The sequence below is a fragment of the Citrobacter amalonaticus genome (genome assembly GCF_018252635.1).
GTDB classification, from domain to species: domain Bacteria; phylum Pseudomonadota; class Gammaproteobacteria; order Enterobacterales; family Enterobacteriaceae; genus Citrobacter_A; species Citrobacter_A amalonaticus_E.
The window spans coordinates 17,225-36,716 of the sequence record NZ_JAGTXM010000002.1; the positions used below are offsets into that span (position 1 = coordinate 17,225).

A 19,492-nucleotide genomic window follows, 5' to 3' on the forward strand; every position below is an offset into this window, starting at 1 on the left:
GCGAAGCATCAGGCCAGCTTAATCATCACCATGCCGGCCAGCAGCAGCGCAACACCGATCCAGCCTTTATGATTCAGACGCTGACCGAACAGTATCCATCCGGCAGCCAGCGTCGCGGCGATACCAAACCCTCCCCACAGCGCGTAGGCAACGGACAGGTCAATGCCTTTTACCGCCTGAGAAAGTGCGCTGAACGCGGCGAGTACCGCGGCCAGAGAGAGAATGCCGTACACTTTCCGTCGAAAGCCATCAGAGAATTTTAAAAAGACGTTGGCGATAATCTCCAGCACAATCGAAACGCTCAACCACGCCGCGTGAACCCACTCAAACTGTTGCATGCGTCACCTCTTTCTCGCTCTGACGCGGCTTGCGGGTACCGGATTTAATCAACACAATTCCCAATACCAGCGTTGTCAGTCCGGCAATTTTCATGGTCGACAGCGATTCATCAAATAACAGCACGCTAAACAGTGTAATAAATAAAATACCGATCCCTTCCCACAGCGCGTAAGCCACGCCGAGGGCGATTTTTTTAACGGCAAAAGAGAGGAAAATATACGAGGCTGCGATCATCACCAGCATTAAAATAAACCCGCTGTTGCCATCGCTCACGCTTGCCCATTTCATCGACAATGTGCCGGTAATTTCAGCGGCAATCGCCAGACCTAATAAAATCCAGTAAAACATGGTGCTTCTCCTGCTTGAGAATATAATCCTTTGGGCTTGCACAACGCTGCAAACCAGAAAATAAAATCAGTTAGCCAGACGCGTAGCGTCAGCTCAAACAGAAGAAGGGACTAAAGCGCGTTGCGCCAGTGCTGCTCACCTGCAAGCAGGAAAGAGGAGGAAGTGCGAAGAAGAATCTGTGTAGAAAAAAACGTCCTGAACATATTGTCCATAATATTACAATTATCCGCAGTGTTGCTTCTCGTCATCGCGGATGATAATTGTCCTCGGTAGTTGAACACGCCTGATTTGTATCATAGGCCAGGAATTAACTCAAAACCTTTTCACTTCTTTACCCGAATCGGGTGATTTTTCTCGGGACGCTTCGACCACAATCACATTATTATACGCGGCATGCAAAAAAATACAGGACGCTCCATGGCAAAACCAATCATCACGCTGAACGGTCTTAAGATCGTCATTATGCTGGGAATGCTGGTGATCATTCTTACCGGTATCCGCTTTGCGGCGGATATTATTGTGCCCTTTATTCTGGCATTATTTATTGCCGTCGTCCTCAGCCCGCTGGTACAGCGGATGGTGAAACTGCGCGTTCCGCGCGTGCTGGCGATCTCCCTGCTGGTGATCATCATCGTTATGGCGATGGTGTTACTGTTGGCCTATCTGGGAACGTCCCTCAACGAACTGGCGCGCACCCTGCCCCAATATCGCTCTTCACTGGTCATTCCGCTGAAAAACCTCGAGCCCTGGCTGGTTCGCTTAGGGATCGGCGTCTCGGTGGATGAGATGGTGAAGTATATCGACCCCAACGCGGCAATGACGCTAATCACTAATTTATTGACGCAGCTAACCAATGCCATGTCGTCGATATTTTTACTGTTACTCACCGTGGTCTTTATGCTGTTGGAAGTGCCGCAGCTCCCCACCAAACTCCAACAGATCATGGTTCGTCCGGTCGAGGGAATGGCCGCTATTCAGCGTGCTATCGATAGCGTGTCGCACTATCTGGTGCTGAAAACAGCAATCAGTCTGGTCACGGGACTGGTGGTCTGGGGCATGCTGGCAGCGCTGGATGTCCGTTTTGCCTTTATCTGGGGGCTGTTGGCCTTTGCACTCAACTATATCCCAAACATTGGTTCAGTGCTGGCGGCGATCCCGCCTATCATTCAGGTGTTAGCGTTTGGCGGCCTGTACGATGCGCTGGTGGTACTGGCGGGCTATCTGATCATTAACCTGGTGTTCGGCAATATCCTTGAGCCACGCATTATGGGGCGCGGTCTGGGGCTTTCTACGCTGGTGGTATTTCTGTCATTGATCTTCTGGGGGTGGCTGCTGGGGCCGGTGGGAATGCTGCTGTCGGTACCGCTGACTATTATCGTCAAGATTGCGCTGGAACAGTCCGTTGGCGGGCAAAGTATTGCCATTCTGTTAGGCGACGCCAACAAAGAGTGACCGACGTAAAAACGGCCTCCGCAGAGGCCGTTTCACCAGAACAACGGATTACAGCGCTTTCAGGATCGCATCCACGCTCGCTTTCGCATCGCCAAACAGCATATGGGTGTTCTCTTTGAAGAAAAGCGGGTTCTGCACACCGGCGTAACCTGTATTCATCGAACGTTTGAAGACAATCACGTTCTGCGCTTTCCACACTTCCAGCACTGGCATACCCGCAATCGGACTGTTTGGATCGTCCTGCGCCGCCGGGTTCACGGTATCGTTCGCGCCAATAACCAGCACGGTGTCGGTATCGGCGAAATCATCGTTTATCTCGTCCATTTCCAGCACGATGTCGTAAGGCACTTTCGCTTCCGCCAACAGTACGTTCATGTGGCCAGGCAGACGTCCTGCCACCGGGTGAATACCGAAACGCACCTTGATACCGCGTGCGCGCAGCTTCTCGGTAATTTCCGCTACCGGATACTGCGCCTGCGCCACCGCCATGCCGTAGCCCGGGGTGATGATCACCGTATGCGAGTTTTTCAGCATATCTGCGGTCTCTTCCGCACTGATCTCACGGTGTTCGCCCACTTCTTCATCACCGCTGGACGCCGTACCATCCGTACCAAACCCCCCCGCAATTACGCTGATGAACGAGCGGTTCATCGCCTTACACATGATGTAAGACAGAATCGCACCGGAAGAACCGACCAGCGCACCGGTCACGATCAGCAGGTCATTGCTCAGCATGAAGCCCGCCGCCGCTGCCGCCCAACCAGAGTAGGAGTTCAGCATGGAGACCACGACCGGCATATCTGCCCCGCCGATGGACGCCACCAGATGCCAGCCAAACGCCAGTGCGATGATAGTCATCACCAGCAGAGCCAGCACCTGCAAGCCAACGCTTTCGGTACGGACAAAAACCACCAACAGCAGGAAAGAGACGACCAGCGCCGCGAGGTTCATTTTGTGACGATTCGGCAGCATCAGCGGCTTAGAAGAGATCTTGCCGCGCAGTTTACCAAACGCCACCACCGAACCGGTGAAGGTCACCGCACCGATGAAGATGCCAAGGAACACTTCGGTCAGATGAATGTTGACCAGAATCGGCTCGAGGCCTGTTTCGTGATACAGATAGCTGTTGAAACCAACCAGTACCGCAGCCAGACCAACGAAGCTGTGCAGAATCGCCACCAGTTCCGGCATTTCGGTCATTTCGACTTTCTTCGCCAGACGAATACCAATCGCGCCGCCAATGATCATCGCCACCAGGATCCAGGCAACATTGCCGGTATCCGGGCCAAAAATCGTGGCGATCAGCGCAATCGCCATCCCGGCGATACCGAAGTTGTTACCCTGCTGAGACGTTTCATGCTTTGAAAGTCCCGCCAGACTGAAAATAAACAGGATCGCGGCAACAATGTATGCAGCTGTAACTAATCCTCCAGACATGTGTTACCCCTTAGTTTTTCCGGAACATTTTCAGCATGCGCTGAGTCACGGTGAAGCCACCGAAAATATTGATGCTGGCAATCAGAACCGCGATGAAGCTCAGGAAGCTAACCCAGCCGCCCTGACCAATCTGCAATAGTGCGCCAACGACGATGATCCCTGAAATGGCGTTGGTCACGGACATCAGCGGCGTATGCAGAGCATGGGAGACGTTCCAGACCACGTAGTAACCCACCACGCAGGACAGGGCGAACACCGTAAAGTGACCGAGGAACTCTTTCGGCGCGACATCTGCCAGCCAGCCGAACAGAACGATCGCCAGCGCCATCAGCGCGTATTTTCGCCACGGCGATGCCGGTTTTTCTGGCTCTTTTGCCGCCGGTGCAGCTTTCGCGGCGGCCTGCGGTTGTGCAGATACCTGAATCGGCGGCGCCGGCCAGGTAATTTCGCCGTCACGCACTACCGTGACGCCGCGCACGACCACGTCATCGAAATCAACGGTGATATTGCCGTCTTTCTCTTTGCACAACAGCTTAAGCAGGTTAACGAGGTTGGTGCCGTACAACTGTGAGGACTGCGTCGGCAGACGCCCCGGCAAGTCGGTATAGCCAATCACTTTAACGCCGTTTGCCGTGGTCGTAACCTGATTGGCGACCGTGTATTCACAGTTACCGCCGTTTTGCGCCGCCAGGTCGACAATCACGCTGCCCGCTTTCATGGAGTCAACCATCTCACGGGTGATCAGTTTCGGTGCTGGTTTACCCGGAATCAGCGCGGTGGTGACAATAATGTCGACCTCTTTTGCCTGCGCGGCAAACAGCGCCATTTCCGCTTTGATAAACGCTTCAGACATCACTTTGGCGTAACCGTCGCCGCTGCCTGCTTCCTCTTTGAAATCCAGTTCGAGGAATTCAGCGCCCATACTCTGGACCTGTTCTTTCACTTCCGGACGGGTGTCAAAGGCACGCACAATCGCGCCCAGGCTGTTCGCTGCGCCAATGGCGGCCAGACCGGCAACACCGGCCCCAATCACCATCACTTTGGCAGGAGGCACTTTGCCTGCCGCGGTGATCTGCCCGGTAAAGAAGCGGCCAAACTCATGCGCGGCTTCTACGATCGCCCGATAACCGGCAATATTTGCCATGGAGCTCAATGCATCCAGCGACTGCGCGCGTGAAATACGCGGTACGGAATCCATTGCCATCACCGTCACATTACGCTCGGCGAGCTTTTGCATTAACTCTGGATTCTGCGCAGGCCAGATGAAGCTGACCAGCGTGGTGCCCGGATTGAGTAGCGGAATTTCTTCATCTTCCGGCGCATTGACCTTCAAAATGATCTCTGATTGCCAGACAGTGCTGCCATCGACAATTTCCGCGCCCGCTTCTACAAAAGCGTTATCGTCAAAACTCGCCAGTCCACCCGCGCCGCTCTCTACCGCGACGGTGAAACCCAACTTCAGCAGTTGCTCAACCGTTTTCGGCGTCGCCGCTACGCGGGTTTCATTGGTAAACCGTTCTTTTGGTATGCCAATTCGCATAATGTTCCCTTCCATCGGTATTTTTGATGATGGTTTGTCAGTGATCGTGGAATTGCGCAGGCAATTTCACGCAGGAGGTATAGGTTACCCCGGAAAAATAAAACAGTAACAAACTCTGTATAACGTACTGAAAATAGCGCTTGTGATCTAGCGCCAAAAAACAGTATTTGTCGGGTTATCAGCAAAACAGGAACGATTCAGCCCTCTGACCGGGATAATGACCTTCAATTCCTCGTGAAAGGCCCATAAATCGCTCAGACGAAGCGGCAAAACATGATTAAGCGCCACAGCAGATCAACTAATTAACATTAAATTAACTTATAAAATTCAGTGCGTTCATCAGTTTTTACTGTGAAATGACCATTTTTTCGACATATCATAATTTGTTATCGACCTTGTGACCTCATCTGCCGTGTTGATTGAAAAATCACGCAGACAGTCACCGGGTTTAAATGCAATAATCAGCCACGTTTCTAGTCAATAACAATACCAGTACCTGGTTTGCGCAAGGCGAAGGATTATTTTATGAAGCTTAAGAACACTCTCCTGGCGTCCGCACTTCTTTCTGCGACGGCTTTTTCTGTAAACGCCGCAACAGAATTGACGCCGGAGCAAGCGGCAGCACTGAAACCTTACGACCGTGTCACGGTCACAGGCCGTTTTAATGCGATTGGCGACGCGGTGAAGGCCGTTAACCGCCGCGCCGATAAAGAAGGCGCCGCCTCATTTTATGTTGTCGATACATCCGATTTTGGTAACAGCGGTAACTGGCGTGTTGTTGCAGACTTCTACAAAGCCGACGCCGAGAAAGCGGAAACCAGCAAAAATCGCGTAATCAATGGCGTGGTTGAATTGCCAAAGTCAGAAGCCGTCATGCTGGAACCGTTTGATACCGTCACCGTACAGGGTTTCTACCGCAGCCAGCCGGAAGTAAATGACGCTATCACGAAAGCCGCGCGTGAAAAAGGAGCCTACTCCTTCTATATCGTGCGTCAGATTGATGCGAACCAGGGTGGCAACCAGCGTATTACCGCCTTTATCTATAAAGAAGATGCGAAGAAACGCGTGGTACAGAGCCCTGACGCGATCCCGGCGGATTCTGATGCGGGTCGCGCAGCGTTAGCTGCCGGCGGCGAAGCGGCGAAGAATGTCGAAATTCCGGGCGTGGCGACTACGGCATCCCCGAGTTCTGAAGTTGGTCGCTTCTTCGAAACGCAATCCACAAAAGGTGGGCGTTACACTGTCACCCTGCCGGATGGCACTAAAGTCGAAGAACTGAACAAAGCCACAGCGGCCATGATGGTGCCGTTCGACAGCATCAAGTTCACCGGCAACTACAGCAGCATGACAGAAGTCTCTTATCAGGTTGCCAAGCGTGCGGCGAAGCAAGGGGCGAAGTATTACCACATTACCCGTCAGTGGCAGGAACGTGGTAATAACATGACCATCAGCGCCGATCTGTATAAATAAGGCTCTCCGGTCATAAAATAAGGCGGCTTTATGCCGCCTTTCGCTTTATTAGTCACAAATTTTCCTCTGATCATTGCATGCAGTCTCTTCTCTCCGTAAAATCCCGCGCCTTAGTGGCTTTCACCATTTTTATGCGCTTTGCCACAATAATTATTCTCCATCGATCGTTTGTACCACGGGATAACCATGGAAAAAAAACTGGGACTGAGCGCTCTCACCGCGCTGGTTTTAAGCTCAATGCTTGGCGCAGGTGTGTTCAGTCTGCCGCAGAATATGGCCGCTGTCGCCAGCCCGTCGGCATTACTTATCGGCTGGGCGATTACCGGGGCCGGGATATTGCTGCTGGCGTTTGCCATGTTAATCCTGACCCGTATCCGTCCCGAACTGGATGGTGGCATCTTCACCTATGCCCGCGAAGGATTCGGTGAGTTAATTGGTTTCTGCTCAGCCTGGGGCTACTGGTTATGCGCGGTGATTGCCAACGTCTCCTATCTGGTCATTGTCTTCTCTGCCCTCAGTTTCTTTACCGATACGCCGGAATGGCGTCTGTTTGGTGACGGAAATACCTGGCAGGCGATCGTGGGTGCGTCGGTGCTGCTGTGGGTAGTGCATTTTCTGGTGCTGCGCGGTGTGCAAACGGCAGCGAGCATCAACCTGGTGGCGACGCTGGCGAAGTTACTGCCGCTCGGTCTGTTTATCGTGCTGGCCTTTATGGCATTTAAACTGGAGATTTTCAGCCTTGACTTTACCGGCCTCGCGCTGGGAGTCCCGGTGTGGGAACAGGTTAAGAACACGATGCTCATCACACTATGGGTATTCATCGGTGTGGAGGGTGCGGTCGTCGTCTCAGCCCGGGCACGCCATAAGCACGATGTAGGCCGCGCTACGTTGCTGGCGGTACTCTCCGCGCTTGCTGTTTATCTGCTGGTTACCCTGCTCTCGCTTGGCGTGGTTGCCCGCCCGGATCTGGCGGAGATCCGTAACCCGTCCATGGCCGGTCTGATGGTCAAAATGATGGGACCGTGGGGTGAGATTATCATTGCGGCGGGTCTGATTGTCTCCGTTTGCGGAGCCTATCTGAGCTGGACGATTATGGCGGCGGAAGTCCCGTTCCTCGCCTCAACGCATAAAGCCTTTCCGCGGATTTTCGCCCGTCAGAATGCGCAAGGCGCACCATCAGCCTCACTATGGCTCACCAACCTCTGCGTCCAGATCTGTCTGGTGCTGATCTGGCTGACCGGTTCGGATTACAACACGCTGCTGACCATCGCGTCAGAGATGATTCTGGTCCCCTATTTCCTCGTCGGTGCCTTCCTGCTGAAAATCGCCACCCGTCCGCTTCATCAGGCGGTAGGTGTCGGGGCGTGCATTTATGGCTTATGGTTATTGTATGCTTCCGGGCCGATGCACCTGCTGCTGTCGGTGGTGCTTTATGCGCCGGGTCTGCTGGTATTCCTGTATGCACGTAAGACGCATACGCATGATAACGTGCTGAATCGTCAGGAGATGGTTCTGATTGGTCTGTTGCTGGTTGCCGCTGTGCCGGCGACCTGGTTACTGGTGGGGTAAGCGCATCCCATCGTTTGACGCTAATAGCCTGATTCACAGGCGCATAAGGAGTTTTTCGATGGGAACTCAATATCCTCTGCCCATTCTCGTGACCGGTGGCGGCCGCCGCATAGGACTCGCGATTGCCTGGCATTTTATCAACCAGAAACAGCCGGTGATCGTTAGCTACCGTACGCATTACCCGGCAATCGACGGGTTGAGCCAGGCGGGCGCGCTATGCATTCAGGCTGATTTCTCCACCGATGAAGGCATTCTGGCCTTTGCCGATAGAGTGAAAGAGCAAGCCCGCGGTCTGCGCGCTATCGTGCACAATGCCAGCGCATGGATGGCAGAGAAGCCCGGAACACCACTTTCTGACGTGCTGGCCTGCATGATGCAAATCCACGTCAATGCCCCCTATCTGCTCAACCATGCGCTCGAAGGCATGCTGCGCGGACACGGGCACGCCGCCGCAGATATCATTCACTTTACCGACTACGTTGTGGAGAAAGGCAGCGACAAGCATATCGCGTATGCCGCCAGTAAAGCGGCGCTGGATAATATGACCCGCTCATTTGCCCGCAAGCTCGCGCCAGAGGTGAAAGTCAACGCCATTGCCCCTTCGCTGATCCTGTTTAACGAAGGCGATGACGCCGAATATCGCCAGCAGGCGCTGAACAAATCGCTGATGAAAACGGCTCCGGGCGAAAAAGAGGTGATCGATTTAATCGATTATCTGCTGACCAGCTGCTTTGTGACCGGGCGTAGCTTCGCCGTGGACGGCGGTCGTCATTTGCGTTAGTGCAGTTTGACCCAGCAAAAGATCAGCAGCCAGGCGCTCAGGCACCAGCAGATCACCGCCCCGCCCAGCGCCACCGGCAGCTTCAGAAAACCGGTGAAATACCACAGCGAAACAAGATAGACAAAATAAGGAATAATCGACCACATGCTGAATACGATGGTCGTTCTTAACGCGTCAATTCCCCGCTCGCTGGCCACGATGTAATGGGCAATCAGTGCGAAAGTCGGGAACAGAGGGATTAATCCTGCGATGTAGTAATTCTTTGTTTTTGCCAGCAACCCAATCAGCACCACCACCAGCGCACCCAGCGCGGCTTTAATCACGAGTCCCATTACCTTGCCTTTACACATCAATAACATCGACAACCAGCATAACGGAAGCGTCACCGTTTAGGAAAGATTAATGGAAGGCAACGCCACGGCGGTGTATGTTGACGTTTTCTGATCGGCAATCAAGACGATGAACACGATTGTATTTGTTGAAGACGATCCTGAGGTCGGCGCGCTCATTGCGGCTTATCTGGCTAAGCACGATTTTGACGTGGTCGTCGAACCGCGTGGCGATCTGGCTGAAGCGCGGATCCACCAGGTTCAGCCGGACCTGGTGTTACTGGATATCATGCTCCCTGGTAAAGACGGGATGACCCTCTGTCGTGACCTGCAAAACCAATGGCAGGGGCCAATCGTTCTGCTCACTTCGCTTGACAGCGACATGAACCACATCCTGGCGCTGGAAATGGGGGCCTGCGATTACATTCTGAAAACCACGCCGCCAGCGGTACTGCTGGCCCGTCTGCGGCTGCATTTGCGTCAGAGCGATCAGTCTGGCCATAGCAAAGGGATTCAGCCTGCCGCCGTCACGCCGCACAAGACGCTGCACTTTGGTTCCCTGACCATCGACCCCATCAACCGTGTCGTTTTGCTCAGTGGCGAACAGGTTATACTTTCCACCGCCGATTTCGAGCTGCTGTGGGAACTCGCCACTCACGCCGGACAGATTATGGACCGCGATGCGCTACTAAAAAATCTGCGTGGCGTCACCTACGACGGCATGGATCGCAGTGTCGATGTTGCCATTTCGCGTCTGCGCAAGAAACTGCTCGATAATGCGGCTGAGCCCTATCGTATTAAAACGGTACGCAATAAAGGCTATCTGTTTGCCCCGCACGCCTGGGATGAGGTGCAAGGTCAGTAAGACGAGGCCTTTCGCCCGTTACGGCATGACGATATGGGGAGGCAGTCTCAGGATCCGGAGATTGCCATAATGAATATCCAGCCCGGGGACCGTTTGAAACGGATGCTCATAGTAAATCGTCCAGTGCATGCGCGCACGGTTTTCTGTTGTACAGAATCGACGTAATTTTTCGTGGCAGGACAGTGGATAATGAATGCGTCCCAGTTGACGTGCAGGACTGGGATCGCGATTGGTCACCTGACAGGGGCAATAGGTAAGAAAGACGTCGGCGCGCCGGGGAAGACGATGTCGATGGTTCGCGAAATCCCGCAATACTTCATCCCAGTGTTCAATCATTGCTTCTTCCGCATGTCGCCCCTCGGGGTCCATAGCGGTTCTCGCAGCCATATTCCTCGCGAAACTAATCAGCTCTCGGTAGCGCAGTTGACCTTGTGCGCTATCGTAAGGCGGAGGGTCTTCGTGTCCTCGGTGCAGCAAGTCATGATGCAGTTCCAGCCTCCTTTGCAGAACGGAGCTGGCAACCTGATCGCGGGTCTGGCGACTATGAAAAACATAATAACGCGCGCCTTCCAGACTCAACACCAGGCCTACTGCCCCTGCCCGCGTACGTAATGGTAAAGCTTCCGTCAGCGTATTACGCACCAGCATTTGTTCTCTCCCTTGAAAAGATCCATTCCTGTTTTTACGACACCATATACTTTAGCCAGGAAAGAGATTTCCCTCTCCATCACAAAATTTTCACTCAGGACAGGACAGTGTACACTGCCAGGCGGGATACGCATGATGGCGACCAGGACAACAGAGCAACGCGCCTGCAATGTGCCTGCAATCCGTTTGCATCAGACACAACATTGAACATTCGGTGATTTTTAATGAAGAAACTGTTCGTGCAGTTTTATCTCCTGCTGTTTGTCTGCTTTCTGGTGATGACCCTGCTGGTCGGACTGGTTTACAAATTCACCGCAGAACGAGCTGGCAGGCAGTCGCTCGATGATTTGATGAAAAGCTCGCTGTATCTCATGCGCAGCGAATTGCGCGAGATCCCCCCGCATGACTGGGGTAAAACGCTCAAAGAGATGGACCTTAATCTCTCTTTTGACCTGCGCGTTGAGCCACTGACAAAATTCAGACTGGATGACCAGAGCATGCAGCGGCTGCGAGAAGGCGATATCATTGCGCTCGACGATCAATACACCTTCATTCAACGTATCCCGCGCAGTCATTACGTGCTGGCCGTTGGCCCCATTCCCTATCTCTATTTTCTCCATCAGATGCGCCTGCTGGATATCGCGCTAATGGCGTTTATCGCCATTTCACTGGCTTTTCCGGTGTTTATCTGGATGCGTCCTCACTGGCAGGAAATGCTGCGTCTGGAGGCCGCCGCTCAGCGGTTCGGCAAAGGTCATCTCAGCGAACGGCTGCATTTTGACAGCGGCTCCAGCTTTGAACGTCTGGGCATTGCTTTTAATCAGATGGCAGACAACATCAATGCGCTGATCGCCAGCAAAAAACAGCTGATCGACGGGATTGCCCATGAACTGCGTACCCCGCTGGTTCGCCTGCGCTACCGGCTGGAGATGAGTGAAAACCTTACTGAACAAGAATCTCTCGCGCTTAATCGCGATATCGGACAGCTCGAAGCCTTAATTGAGGAACTGTTAACCTACGCCCGCCTCGACAGACCGCAGAATGAACTGCATCTTAGCGAACCGGACCTCCCGGCCTGGCTCACGGCGCATATTGATGATGTGCAAAGTGTGAGTCCTGAGCGAACGCTGCAGGTGACGCGTCTCACCCACGGCGATTATGGCGCGCTGGATATGCGACTCATGGAACGGGTGCTGGACAATCTGCTGAACAACGCGCTGCGCTACTGCCAGTCCACGGTGCAGATAAGCCTGCAGCTCAGCGATCGTTTCGCGACGCTGACCGTCGAAGATGACGGGCCGGGCATTGCCCCGGAAGCCAGGGAGACGGTCTTTGAGCCTTTCGTCCGCCTGGATCCGAGCCGTGACCGAGCCACCGGCGGGTGCGGTCTGGGTCTGGCTATCGTCTACTCCATCGCTCAGGCGATGGGTGGCACGGTCAGTTGTGGGGAAAGCGAACTGGGCGGTGCCCGCTTCAGCTTTTGTTGGCCGATCTGGCACACACTTCCTGAATTAACCGCTGGCTGACGCAATCTGCACGGTAGTCGCAGGCGGCATGACATGATATATATTTAGTATGTTGTAACTAACGGAGTGCGCAATGGCTCGTTACGATCTCGTCGACAGACTGAATACCACGTTTCGCCAGATGGAACAGACGCTGGCTGAACTGACGCAAACGCTCGGAGAACATCATCTGATGATAGCCCGTGTCTTTTCGCTGCCGGAAGTGACCAAAGAGGCCGAGCACTCACCGCTGGACAGCATTGCGGTGAAGCAGCATCTCGGCAAAGAGGCTGAAGCGCTGGCGCTGGCGCATTATCGCCACCTGTTTATTCAGCAGCAGTCCGAGACGCGTAGCAGCAAAGCGGCGGTACGCCTGCCCGGCGTGTTGTGCTATCAGGTGGACAGCACCCGCCAGGCAGCGCTGGAAAATCAGGTACAGCGCATCAATCAGTTGAAAACCACCTTTGAGCATATTGTCACCGTGGAGTCCGGTTTGCCCTCTGCTGCACGCTTTGAATGGGTCCATCGCCATCTGCCGGGGCTGATTACGCTCAATGCGTATCGGACGCTGACGGTAATAAACGATCCGGCAACGCTGCGCTTTGGCTGGGCAAACAAACATATCATCAAGAATCTGAAACGCGATGAGGTGCTGGCGCAACTGGAAAAGAGTCTGAACATGCCGCGCAGCGTACATCCCTGGACCCGCGAAGAGTGGCAGGCAAAACTGGAGCGCGAATATCAGGACATCGCCGCCCTACCGCAGCAGGCAAAACTGAAAATAAAGCGACCGGTCAAGGTCCAGCCCATCGCCCGCGTCTGGTACAAAGGCGAGCAAAAGCAGGTACAGCACGCCTGCCCAACGCCGCTTATCGCGTTGATCAATACGGAAAACGGCGCAGACATGCCGGATATTGGCGAGCTACTGAACTACGATGCCGATAACGTACAGCATCGCTTTAAACCCCAGGCGCAGCCGCTGCGTCTGATAATTCCGCGACTGCACCTGTATCTTGCGGATTAACGCCCCGGCTTCATGCTGCCGACCATTTGCTCTGGCCGTACCCAACTATCGAACTCCGCTTCAGTGAGATAGCCCAGCGCCAGAGCTGCAGCTTTCAGCGTCAGCCCCTCTTTATGCGCTTTCTTGGCGATTTCCGCCGCTTTGTCGTAACCGATATGGGTATTCAGCGCGGTGACCAGCATCAGTGATTCATTGAGCAGCTGATTAATTCGCGCACGGTTGGGTTCAATACCTACCGCACAATGCGCATTAAAGCTCTCCATACCGTCCGCCAGCAGACGTACCGATTGCAGGAAGTTGTGGATCACCATCGGACGGAAGACGTTCAGTTCGAAATTGCCTGATGCGCCGCCGATATTAATCGCCACATCGTTCCCCATCACCTGACAGCACAGCATCGTCAGCGCTTCACACTGGGTGGGATTGACCTTGCCCGGCATGATTGAGCTGCCCGGTTCGTTTTCCGGAATGGCGATTTCACCAATGCCGCAGCGTGGCCCGGACGCCAGCCAGCGCACATCGTTGGCGATTTTCATTAGCGACGCCGCCAGGGCTTTCAGCGCACCGTGGGCATGAACCAGCGCATCACAGGTCGCCAGCGCTTCGAACTTGTTCGGTGCGGTGACAAAGGGCGCGTGAGTGAGGGCTGCCAGTTCATCGGCGACGCGACGGGCATATTCCGGATGGGTATTCAGTCCGGTGCCGACCGCTGTACCGCCCAATGCCAGCTCCGCGACGTGTGGCAGACTGTTTTCAATATGCCGCTGATTATGTTCTAACATCGCCACCCAGCCGGAAATCTCCTGCCCCAGCGTCAGCGGAGTGGCGTCCTGGAGATGGGTTCGGCCAATTTTGACGATATCAGCAAAAGCGTGTGATTTCTCGTTCAGCGTCTTCGTCAGCGCCTGCAACTGCGGGATAAGGTGGCTGCGCAGCGCCAGCAGTGCAGCGACATGCATCGCCGTAGGAAAGACGTCGTTCGAACTCTGGCTCTTGTTGACGTCATCATTAGGATGGACTTTGCGCTCCATGCCGCGAACGCCGCCCAACAGTTCGCTGGCCCGGTTCGCCAGCACTTCGTTCATATTCATGTTGCTTTGCGTACCCGACCCGGTCTGCCAGATAGCCAGAGGAAATTCCTCCGTATGTTTATCTGCCAGCACCTCATCAGCGGCCTGCATAATAGCGGCGGCTTTGTCGGCGGCCAGCAACCCTAAATCGTCGTTAACCTTCGCCGCTGCGCGCTTGGTGAGCGCCAGCGCGTGGATCAGCGAGACGGGCATTTTCTCGGTGGAGATCCGAAAATGCTCAAGCGAACGCTGGGTCTGCGCGCCCCACAGCTTATCGGCCGGGACATCTATTGCGCCCATCGAATCTTTCTCGCTGCGTACCGTTACCATGACCTGCTCCTTAGAGAATAAATTGATTAGGTTATGTTCGACATTGCCCACTTGCTTGCGGTCTTATGAGTATCAACGATGACAGCACCACCGTTTGGTGGTTTGTGCGATAAAAAAAACCGCCCCGAAGGGCGGCTGACGTTACTTAACGCAGCGTGCGCACTGCGACGTCTGAATCTGCTGGAAGAAATCGTTACCTTTATCATCAACGAGAATAAAGGCCGGGAAATCTTCGACTTCGATTTTCCAGATTGCTTCCATTCCCAGTTCCGGATATTCCACGCACTCCAGGCTTTTAATGCTGCCCTGCGCCAGTACGGCTGCCGGGCCGCCAATACTGCCGAGGTAAAATCCGCCGTGTTTCTGACAGGCGTCGGTCACCTGCTGACTGCGGTTACCCTTCGCCAGCATGATCATACTCCCGCCCTGCGACTGAAGCTGATCAACATATGAATCCATGCGCCCGGCTGTGGTCGGACCGAGTGAACCGGAGGCATAGCCTTCCGGCGTCTTCGCCGGACCGGCATAGTAGATCGGATGATCTTTTACATACTGCGGCAGCCCTTCGCCATTATCCATCCGCTCTTTTAATTTCGCGTGCGCGATATCACGAGCGACGATGATCGTGCCGTTCAGAGAAAGACGGGTCGACACCGGGTATTGCGACAGCTGTTCGAGGATCGCTTTCATTGGACGGTTCAGGTCAACGCGAACCGCTTCCCCTTCCCCCGCTTTACGCAGCTCTTCAGGAATGTATTTGCCGGGATTGTGTTCCAGCTTCTCAATCCAGATGCCTTTGCGGTTGATCTTCGCTTTGATGTTACGATCCGCCGAACAGGAGACGCCCATGCCGACCGGACAGGACGCACCGTGGCGCGGCAGGCGGATCACGCGAACATCGTGGGCAAAGTACTTGCCACCAAACTGCGCGCCTAAACCAAGGTTTTGCGCTTCCGTCAGCAGCTCGTTTTCCAGCTCAACGTCACGAAACGCCTGTCCATGCTCATTCCCTTCGGTCGGCAGTTCGTCATAGTATTTCGCCGACGCCAGCTTCACGGTCTTCAGGTTGGCTTCCGCCGACGTCCCACCAATGACAAAGGCGATGTGGTATGGCGGACAGGCGGCTGTTCCTAGCGTTCGCATCTTCTCAACGAGGTAGTTTTTCAGCTTGCCCGGCGTGAGCAGCGCTTTGGTTTCCTGCCAAAGATAGGTTTTGTTCGCGGAACCGCCGCCCTTCGCGATGCAAAGGAATTTGTACTCATCACCATCGACGCTGTAGAGGTCAATCTGCGCAGGCAGGTTGGTACCGGTGTTCACCTCTTTATACATATCCAGGGCGGCGTTTTGCGAATAGCGCAGGTTATCTTCGGTGTAGGTGTTGTACACCCCACGCGCCAGCGCCGCTTCATCCCCCCCACCGGTCCAGACGCGCTGACCTTTTTTGCCGACAATAATCGCCGTGCCGGTATCCTGACAGGTTGGCAGAATGCCCTTCGCGGCGATGTCAGAGTTGCGCAAGAACTGTAGCGCCACATATTTATCATTCTCGCTGGCGTCCGGATCGCGCAGAATATCAGCAACCTGTTGCTGGTGCGCAGGGCGCAGCATAAATGAGGCGTCATGAAACGCCTGGCGCGCGAGCAGCGTCAACGCTTGCGGGTCGACTTTAAGGATCTCTTGTCCTTCAAATTCGGCGACGGAGACGTATTCACTGGTCAGCAGGGTGTATTCGGTATCATCCTTTTTGAGGGGAAAAGGATCCTGATAATGAAAGGGTTTGTTTGACATTGTTCTCTCACTTACTGCTCGGTCTGATTTTCTTAGGCTTCAGGGCAGATGTTCCATTGCCCTCGTTAAAAGCGAGTTACACTATCCTACACAATTTTTTAACAAAAACTGAGACAAGTACGACTTTTTGCACCCACAGGTTACTTCCCGGAGGTTTCTTGCTTTAATAGTCGAATTAAGTTCTCACTGATTTCCAACTTGTAACAGGGCATTGAACATGCAAAAACTCATCAACTCCGTGCAGAACTACGCCTGGGGAAGTAAAACGGCGCTGACGGAACTCTATGGTCTGGCGAATCCACAGCAGTTACCGATGGCGGAACTGTGGATGGGCGCGCACCCGAAAAGCAGCTCAAAGATTGAAGACGCCAGCGGTCAGATCGTCTCGCTGCGTGAGGTCATTGACCGTCAACAGTCAGCCTTGCTCGGGGATGCCGTGGCGAAGCGCTTTGGTGAATTGCCGTTCCTGTTCAAAGTGCTGTGCGCCGCGCAACCGCTGTCCATCCAGGTGCATCCGAACAAGCGCAATTCCGAGGCTGGCTTTGCTAAAGAGAACGCCGCCGGTATTCCGATGGATGCCGCAGAGCGCAACTACAAAGATCCGAACCATAAGCCGGAGCTGGTGTTCGCGCTGACCCCGTTCCTTGCCATGAACGCATTCCGCGAGTTCTCTGAGATCGTTTCACTGCTGCAACCGGTGGCCGGCGCGCACACCGCCATCGCCCATTTCCTCGAACAGCCCAACGCGGAGCGGCTGAGCCAGTTGTTTGCCGGTCTGCTGAGTATGCAGGGCGAGGAGAAATCCCGTGCGCTGGCGATTCTGAAAGCGGCGCTGGAAACCCGGCAGGGCGAACCGTGGCAAACCATCCGCCTTATCGCCGAGTTTTATCCGGACGACAGCGGGCTCTTCTCTCCTCTGCTGCTGAACGTGGTGAAGCTGAATCCTGGTGACGCGATGTTCTTGTTCGCCGAAACGCCGCATGCCTATCTGCAGGGCGTGGCGCTGGAAGTTATGGCGAACTCCGATAACGTTCTGCGTGCGGGCCTGACACCGAAATATATCGACATTCCGGAACTGATCGCCAATGTGAAATTTGAAGCAAAACCGGCGAACCAGTTACTGACCACACCGGTGAAGCATGGCGCGGAGCTTGATTTCCCAATCCCGGTCGATGATTTCGCATTCTCCTTGCACTCTCTGTCCGCCAAGGAGACGGAGATTAACCAGCACAGCGCCGCGATCCTGTTTTGCGTTGAAGGCGAAGCGGTGTTGAGCAAAGGCGAGCAGCGTCTGGTGCTTAAACCCGGTGAATCGGCGTTTATCAGCGCCGAAGAGTCACCGGTGAACGTCAGCGGCGTGGGCCGTGTGGCGCGGGTTTACAACAAACTCTAGCAACTTACTGAATTTTTTAGTAACTCTTGCTAAGCTTGTAAGTGGCTTATGACTTTGCCAGGCGGTCTTTTCCGCCTGGTTTCATTTTATGGATAAACAATATGAAAAAATCGCTGGTAGCTGCAGGTGTGATCGTCGCACTCGGCGTCGTCTGGACGGGCGGTGCATGGTACACGGGTAAAAAGCTGGAAACCCATCTTGCTGAGATGGTCAGCCAGGCCAATGCGCAGATTAAACTCACGGCGCCGGAAGCAAATGTGGAACTCGCTTATCAGAACTATCAGCGTGGCGTATTCAGCAGCCAGTTACAGTTGGTGCTTAAGCCGGTGGCTGGAAAAGAAAATCCATGGCTGAAATCTGGTCAAAGCGTGGTGCTTGACGAATCCGTCGATCACGGCCCCTTCCCGTTCGCCCAACTGAAAACTTTTAATCTTCTGCCATCGATGGCCTCGGTGAAAACGACCCTGGTCAATAACGACGTCAGCAAACCGCTCTTTGAGATGGCGAAGGGTGAAACGCCTTTTGAGATCAATTCGCGGATTAGCTACAGCGGCGATACCCGTTCTGCCATGTCGCTGAAACCGCTGAACTACGAAAAAGGGGCGGAGAAAGTTGCATTCAGCGGCGGCGAATTTATCTTCAATGCTGATAAAGAAGGCAACGTGGTTTCCCTTTCCGGTGAAGCGAAGAGCGGTCTGGTTGATGCCGTGAATGAGTATGACCAGAAAGTCCAGATCTCCTTTAACGACCTGAAAACAGAGGGTTCAAGCACCCTTGCCAGCTTCGGCGAGCGCGTCGGCAATCAGAAAGTCACGATTGGGAAAATGGCCTTTGCCGTTGAAGGCAAAGAGATGGCGCTGCTGGAAGGCATGGAGATCAGCGGTAAAACCGATCTCGTGGATGACGGTAAAACCATCAACAGCCAACTGGATTACGCCCTGAACAGCCTGAAAGTACAGAATCAGGATCTGGGAAGCGGCAAGCTGACGCTGAAAGTAGGTCAGATTGACGGCGCGGCATGGCATCAGTTCAGCCAGCAGTATAATGCCCAGACCCAGGCTCTGTTATCGCAGCCGGACGTGGCGGATAACCCGGAACTGTATCAGCAGAAAGTGACCGAAGCCTTCTTCGGCGCCCTGCCGCTGTTGATGAAAGGCGAACCGGTGATCACCATTGCGCCGTTGAGCTGGAAAAATGCCAAAGGTGAAACGGCGCTGAATTTGTCCCTGTTCCTGAAGGATCCGGCCACCGCGCAGGGTGAGCCACAGACGCTGGCCGACGAAGTCGACCGCTCGGTGAAATCGCTTGACGGTAAGCTGTCGATTCCGGTGGATATGGCCGTTGAGTTTATGACCCAGGTAGCCCGTCTGGAAGGTTATCAGCAGGATGAAGCCGCTAAGCTTGCCAATCAGCAGGTGAAAGGCCTGGCCGCGATGGGACAGATGTTCCGCATTACCACCCTTGAGGACAACACCATCGGCACCAGTCTGCAGTACGCTAATGGTCAGGTGACCTTAAACGGGAAGAAGATGCCGCTGGAAGAATTTGTCGGCATGTTCGGTATGGTACTTCCCCAGCAGTAATCGCCAGCCCCCTCTGCGGAG

At 54.2% G+C, this 19,492-nt stretch carries 18 protein-coding genes; 9 read left to right on the forward strand and 9 right to left on the reverse strand.

Annotated elements, in window-relative coordinates:
• Positions 1-8 precede the first annotated feature (8 nt).
• From mdtI to KE671_RS23045, 3 genes are all read right to left on the reverse strand, one after another.
• Entirely contained in the window at positions 9-338 is a 330-nt protein-coding gene (gene mdtI, locus KE671_RS04560) for a multidrug/spermidine efflux SMR transporter subunit MdtI (protein WP_206161936.1), read from the reverse strand.
• Positions 325-687 carry a multidrug/spermidine efflux SMR transporter subunit MdtJ gene (gene mdtJ, locus KE671_RS04565; RefSeq protein WP_206161937.1) on the reverse strand — a complete coding sequence of 121 codons (363 nt, stop codon included), beginning with the start codon at positions 685-687 and terminating at the stop codon, positions 325-327. Before mdtJ ends, mdtI begins: the two co-directional genes overlap by 14 nt.
• A 110-nt stretch (positions 688-797) precedes the next feature.
• On the reverse strand, positions 798-968 hold the full coding sequence (locus tag KE671_RS23045; protein ID WP_080343303.1) for a hypothetical protein: 171 nt from the start codon (positions 966-968) through the stop codon (positions 798-800).
• Positions 969-1,104: 136 nt separating this feature from the next.
• Here KE671_RS23045 and KE671_RS04570 point away from each other — a divergent pair, with 136 nt between their 5' ends.
• Entirely contained in the window at positions 1,105-2,139 is a 1,035-nt protein-coding gene (locus KE671_RS04570; RefSeq protein WP_206161938.1) for an AI-2E family transporter, read from the forward strand.
• 48 nt (positions 2,140-2,187) lie between these two features.
• Here KE671_RS04570 and pntB read toward each other — a convergent pair whose 3' ends face one another.
• On the reverse strand, positions 2,188-3,576 hold the full coding sequence (pntB, locus tag KE671_RS04575; protein WP_206161939.1) for a Re/Si-specific NAD(P)(+) transhydrogenase subunit beta: 1,389 nt from the start codon (positions 3,574-3,576) through the stop codon (positions 2,188-2,190).
• Between the two features lie 10 nt (positions 3,577-3,586).
• A complete protein-coding gene (gene pntA / locus KE671_RS04580; protein WP_206161940.1) occupies positions 3,587-5,116 on the reverse strand; it encodes a Re/Si-specific NAD(P)(+) transhydrogenase subunit alpha in 1,530 nt (509 codons plus the stop codon).
• A gap of 525 nt (positions 5,117-5,641) precedes the next feature.
• On the opposite strand from pntA, the gene ydgH reads away from it, so the two are divergent.
• The 3 genes from ydgH to folM all read left to right on the forward strand — a co-directional run bounded on the left by ydgH (position 5,642) and on the right by folM (position 8,936).
• Positions 5,642-6,586, forward strand: a complete 945-nt coding sequence (gene ydgH / locus KE671_RS04585; protein ID WP_206161941.1) for a DUF1471 family protein YdgH — start codon at positions 5,642-5,644, stop codon at positions 6,584-6,586.
• Between the two features lie 186 nt (positions 6,587-6,772).
• Positions 6,773-8,155 (forward strand): amino acid permease, encoded by a 1,383-nt coding sequence (locus tag KE671_RS04590; RefSeq protein WP_206161942.1) that lies wholly within the window; start codon positions 6,773-6,775, stop codon positions 8,153-8,155.
• 58 nt (positions 8,156-8,213) lie between these two features.
• Positions 8,214-8,936 carry a dihydromonapterin reductase gene (gene folM, locus KE671_RS04595; RefSeq protein ID WP_206161943.1) on the forward strand — a complete coding sequence of 241 codons (723 nt, stop codon included), beginning with the start codon at positions 8,214-8,216 and terminating at the stop codon, positions 8,934-8,936.
• On the opposite strand, the gene KE671_RS04600 is transcribed toward folM, so the two are convergent.
• Positions 8,933-9,268 carry a GlpM family protein gene (locus KE671_RS04600; RefSeq protein ID WP_042319174.1) on the reverse strand — a complete coding sequence of 112 codons (336 nt, stop codon included), beginning with the start codon at positions 9,266-9,268 and terminating at the stop codon, positions 8,933-8,935. The genes folM and KE671_RS04600 overlap by 4 nt on opposite strands.
• 127 nt (positions 9,269-9,395) lie before the next feature.
• Here KE671_RS04600 and rstA point away from each other — a divergent pair, with 127 nt between their 5' ends.
• Complete coding sequence (gene rstA, locus KE671_RS04605; RefSeq protein ID WP_206161944.1) at positions 9,396-10,130, forward strand: two-component system response regulator RstA; 735 nt, start codon at positions 9,396-9,398, stop codon at positions 10,128-10,130.
• Between the two features lie 18 nt (positions 10,131-10,148).
• Here the strand turns inward: rstA and KE671_RS04610 are convergent, their stop codons facing one another.
• Positions 10,149-10,778 (reverse strand): hypothetical protein, encoded by a 630-nt coding sequence (locus tag KE671_RS04610; RefSeq protein ID WP_206161945.1) that lies wholly within the window; start codon positions 10,776-10,778, stop codon positions 10,149-10,151.
• 224 nt (positions 10,779-11,002) lie between these two features.
• Between KE671_RS04610 and rstB the strand changes: the two genes are divergently transcribed.
• Both rstB and tus read left to right on the forward strand, forming a co-directional pair.
• A complete protein-coding gene (gene rstB / locus KE671_RS04615; protein ID WP_206161946.1) occupies positions 11,003-12,304 on the forward strand; it encodes a two-component system sensor histidine kinase RstB in 1,302 nt (433 codons plus the stop codon).
• Positions 12,305-12,377: 73 nt separating this feature from the next.
• A complete protein-coding gene (gene tus, locus KE671_RS04620) occupies positions 12,378-13,307 on the forward strand; it encodes a DNA replication terminus site-binding protein (RefSeq protein ID WP_206161947.1) in 930 nt (309 codons plus the stop codon).
• Here tus and fumC read toward each other — a convergent pair.
• Together fumC and fumB are read right to left on the reverse strand one after the other, a co-directional pair.
• Complete coding sequence (gene fumC / locus KE671_RS04625) at positions 13,304-14,707, reverse strand: class II fumarate hydratase (protein ID WP_206161948.1); 1,404 nt, start codon at positions 14,705-14,707, stop codon at positions 13,304-13,306. The genes tus and fumC overlap by 4 nt on opposite strands.
• 141 nt (positions 14,708-14,848) lie before the next feature.
• Positions 14,849-16,495, reverse strand: a complete 1,647-nt coding sequence (fumB, locus tag KE671_RS04630; protein ID WP_206161949.1) for a class I fumarate hydratase FumA — start codon at positions 16,493-16,495, stop codon at positions 14,849-14,851.
• Positions 16,496-16,712: 217 nt separating this feature from the next.
• On the opposite strand from fumB, the gene manA reads away from it, so the two are divergent.
• Together manA and KE671_RS04640 are read left to right on the forward strand one after the other, a co-directional pair.
• Entirely contained in the window at positions 16,713-17,888 is a 1,176-nt protein-coding gene (manA, locus tag KE671_RS04635; protein WP_206161950.1) for a mannose-6-phosphate isomerase, read from the forward strand.
• Between the two features lie 101 nt (positions 17,889-17,989).
• On the forward strand, positions 17,990-19,471 hold the full coding sequence (locus tag KE671_RS04640; protein ID WP_206161951.1) for a YdgA family protein: 1,482 nt from the start codon (positions 17,990-17,992) through the stop codon (positions 19,469-19,471).
• Positions 19,472-19,492: the final 21 nt, after the last annotated feature.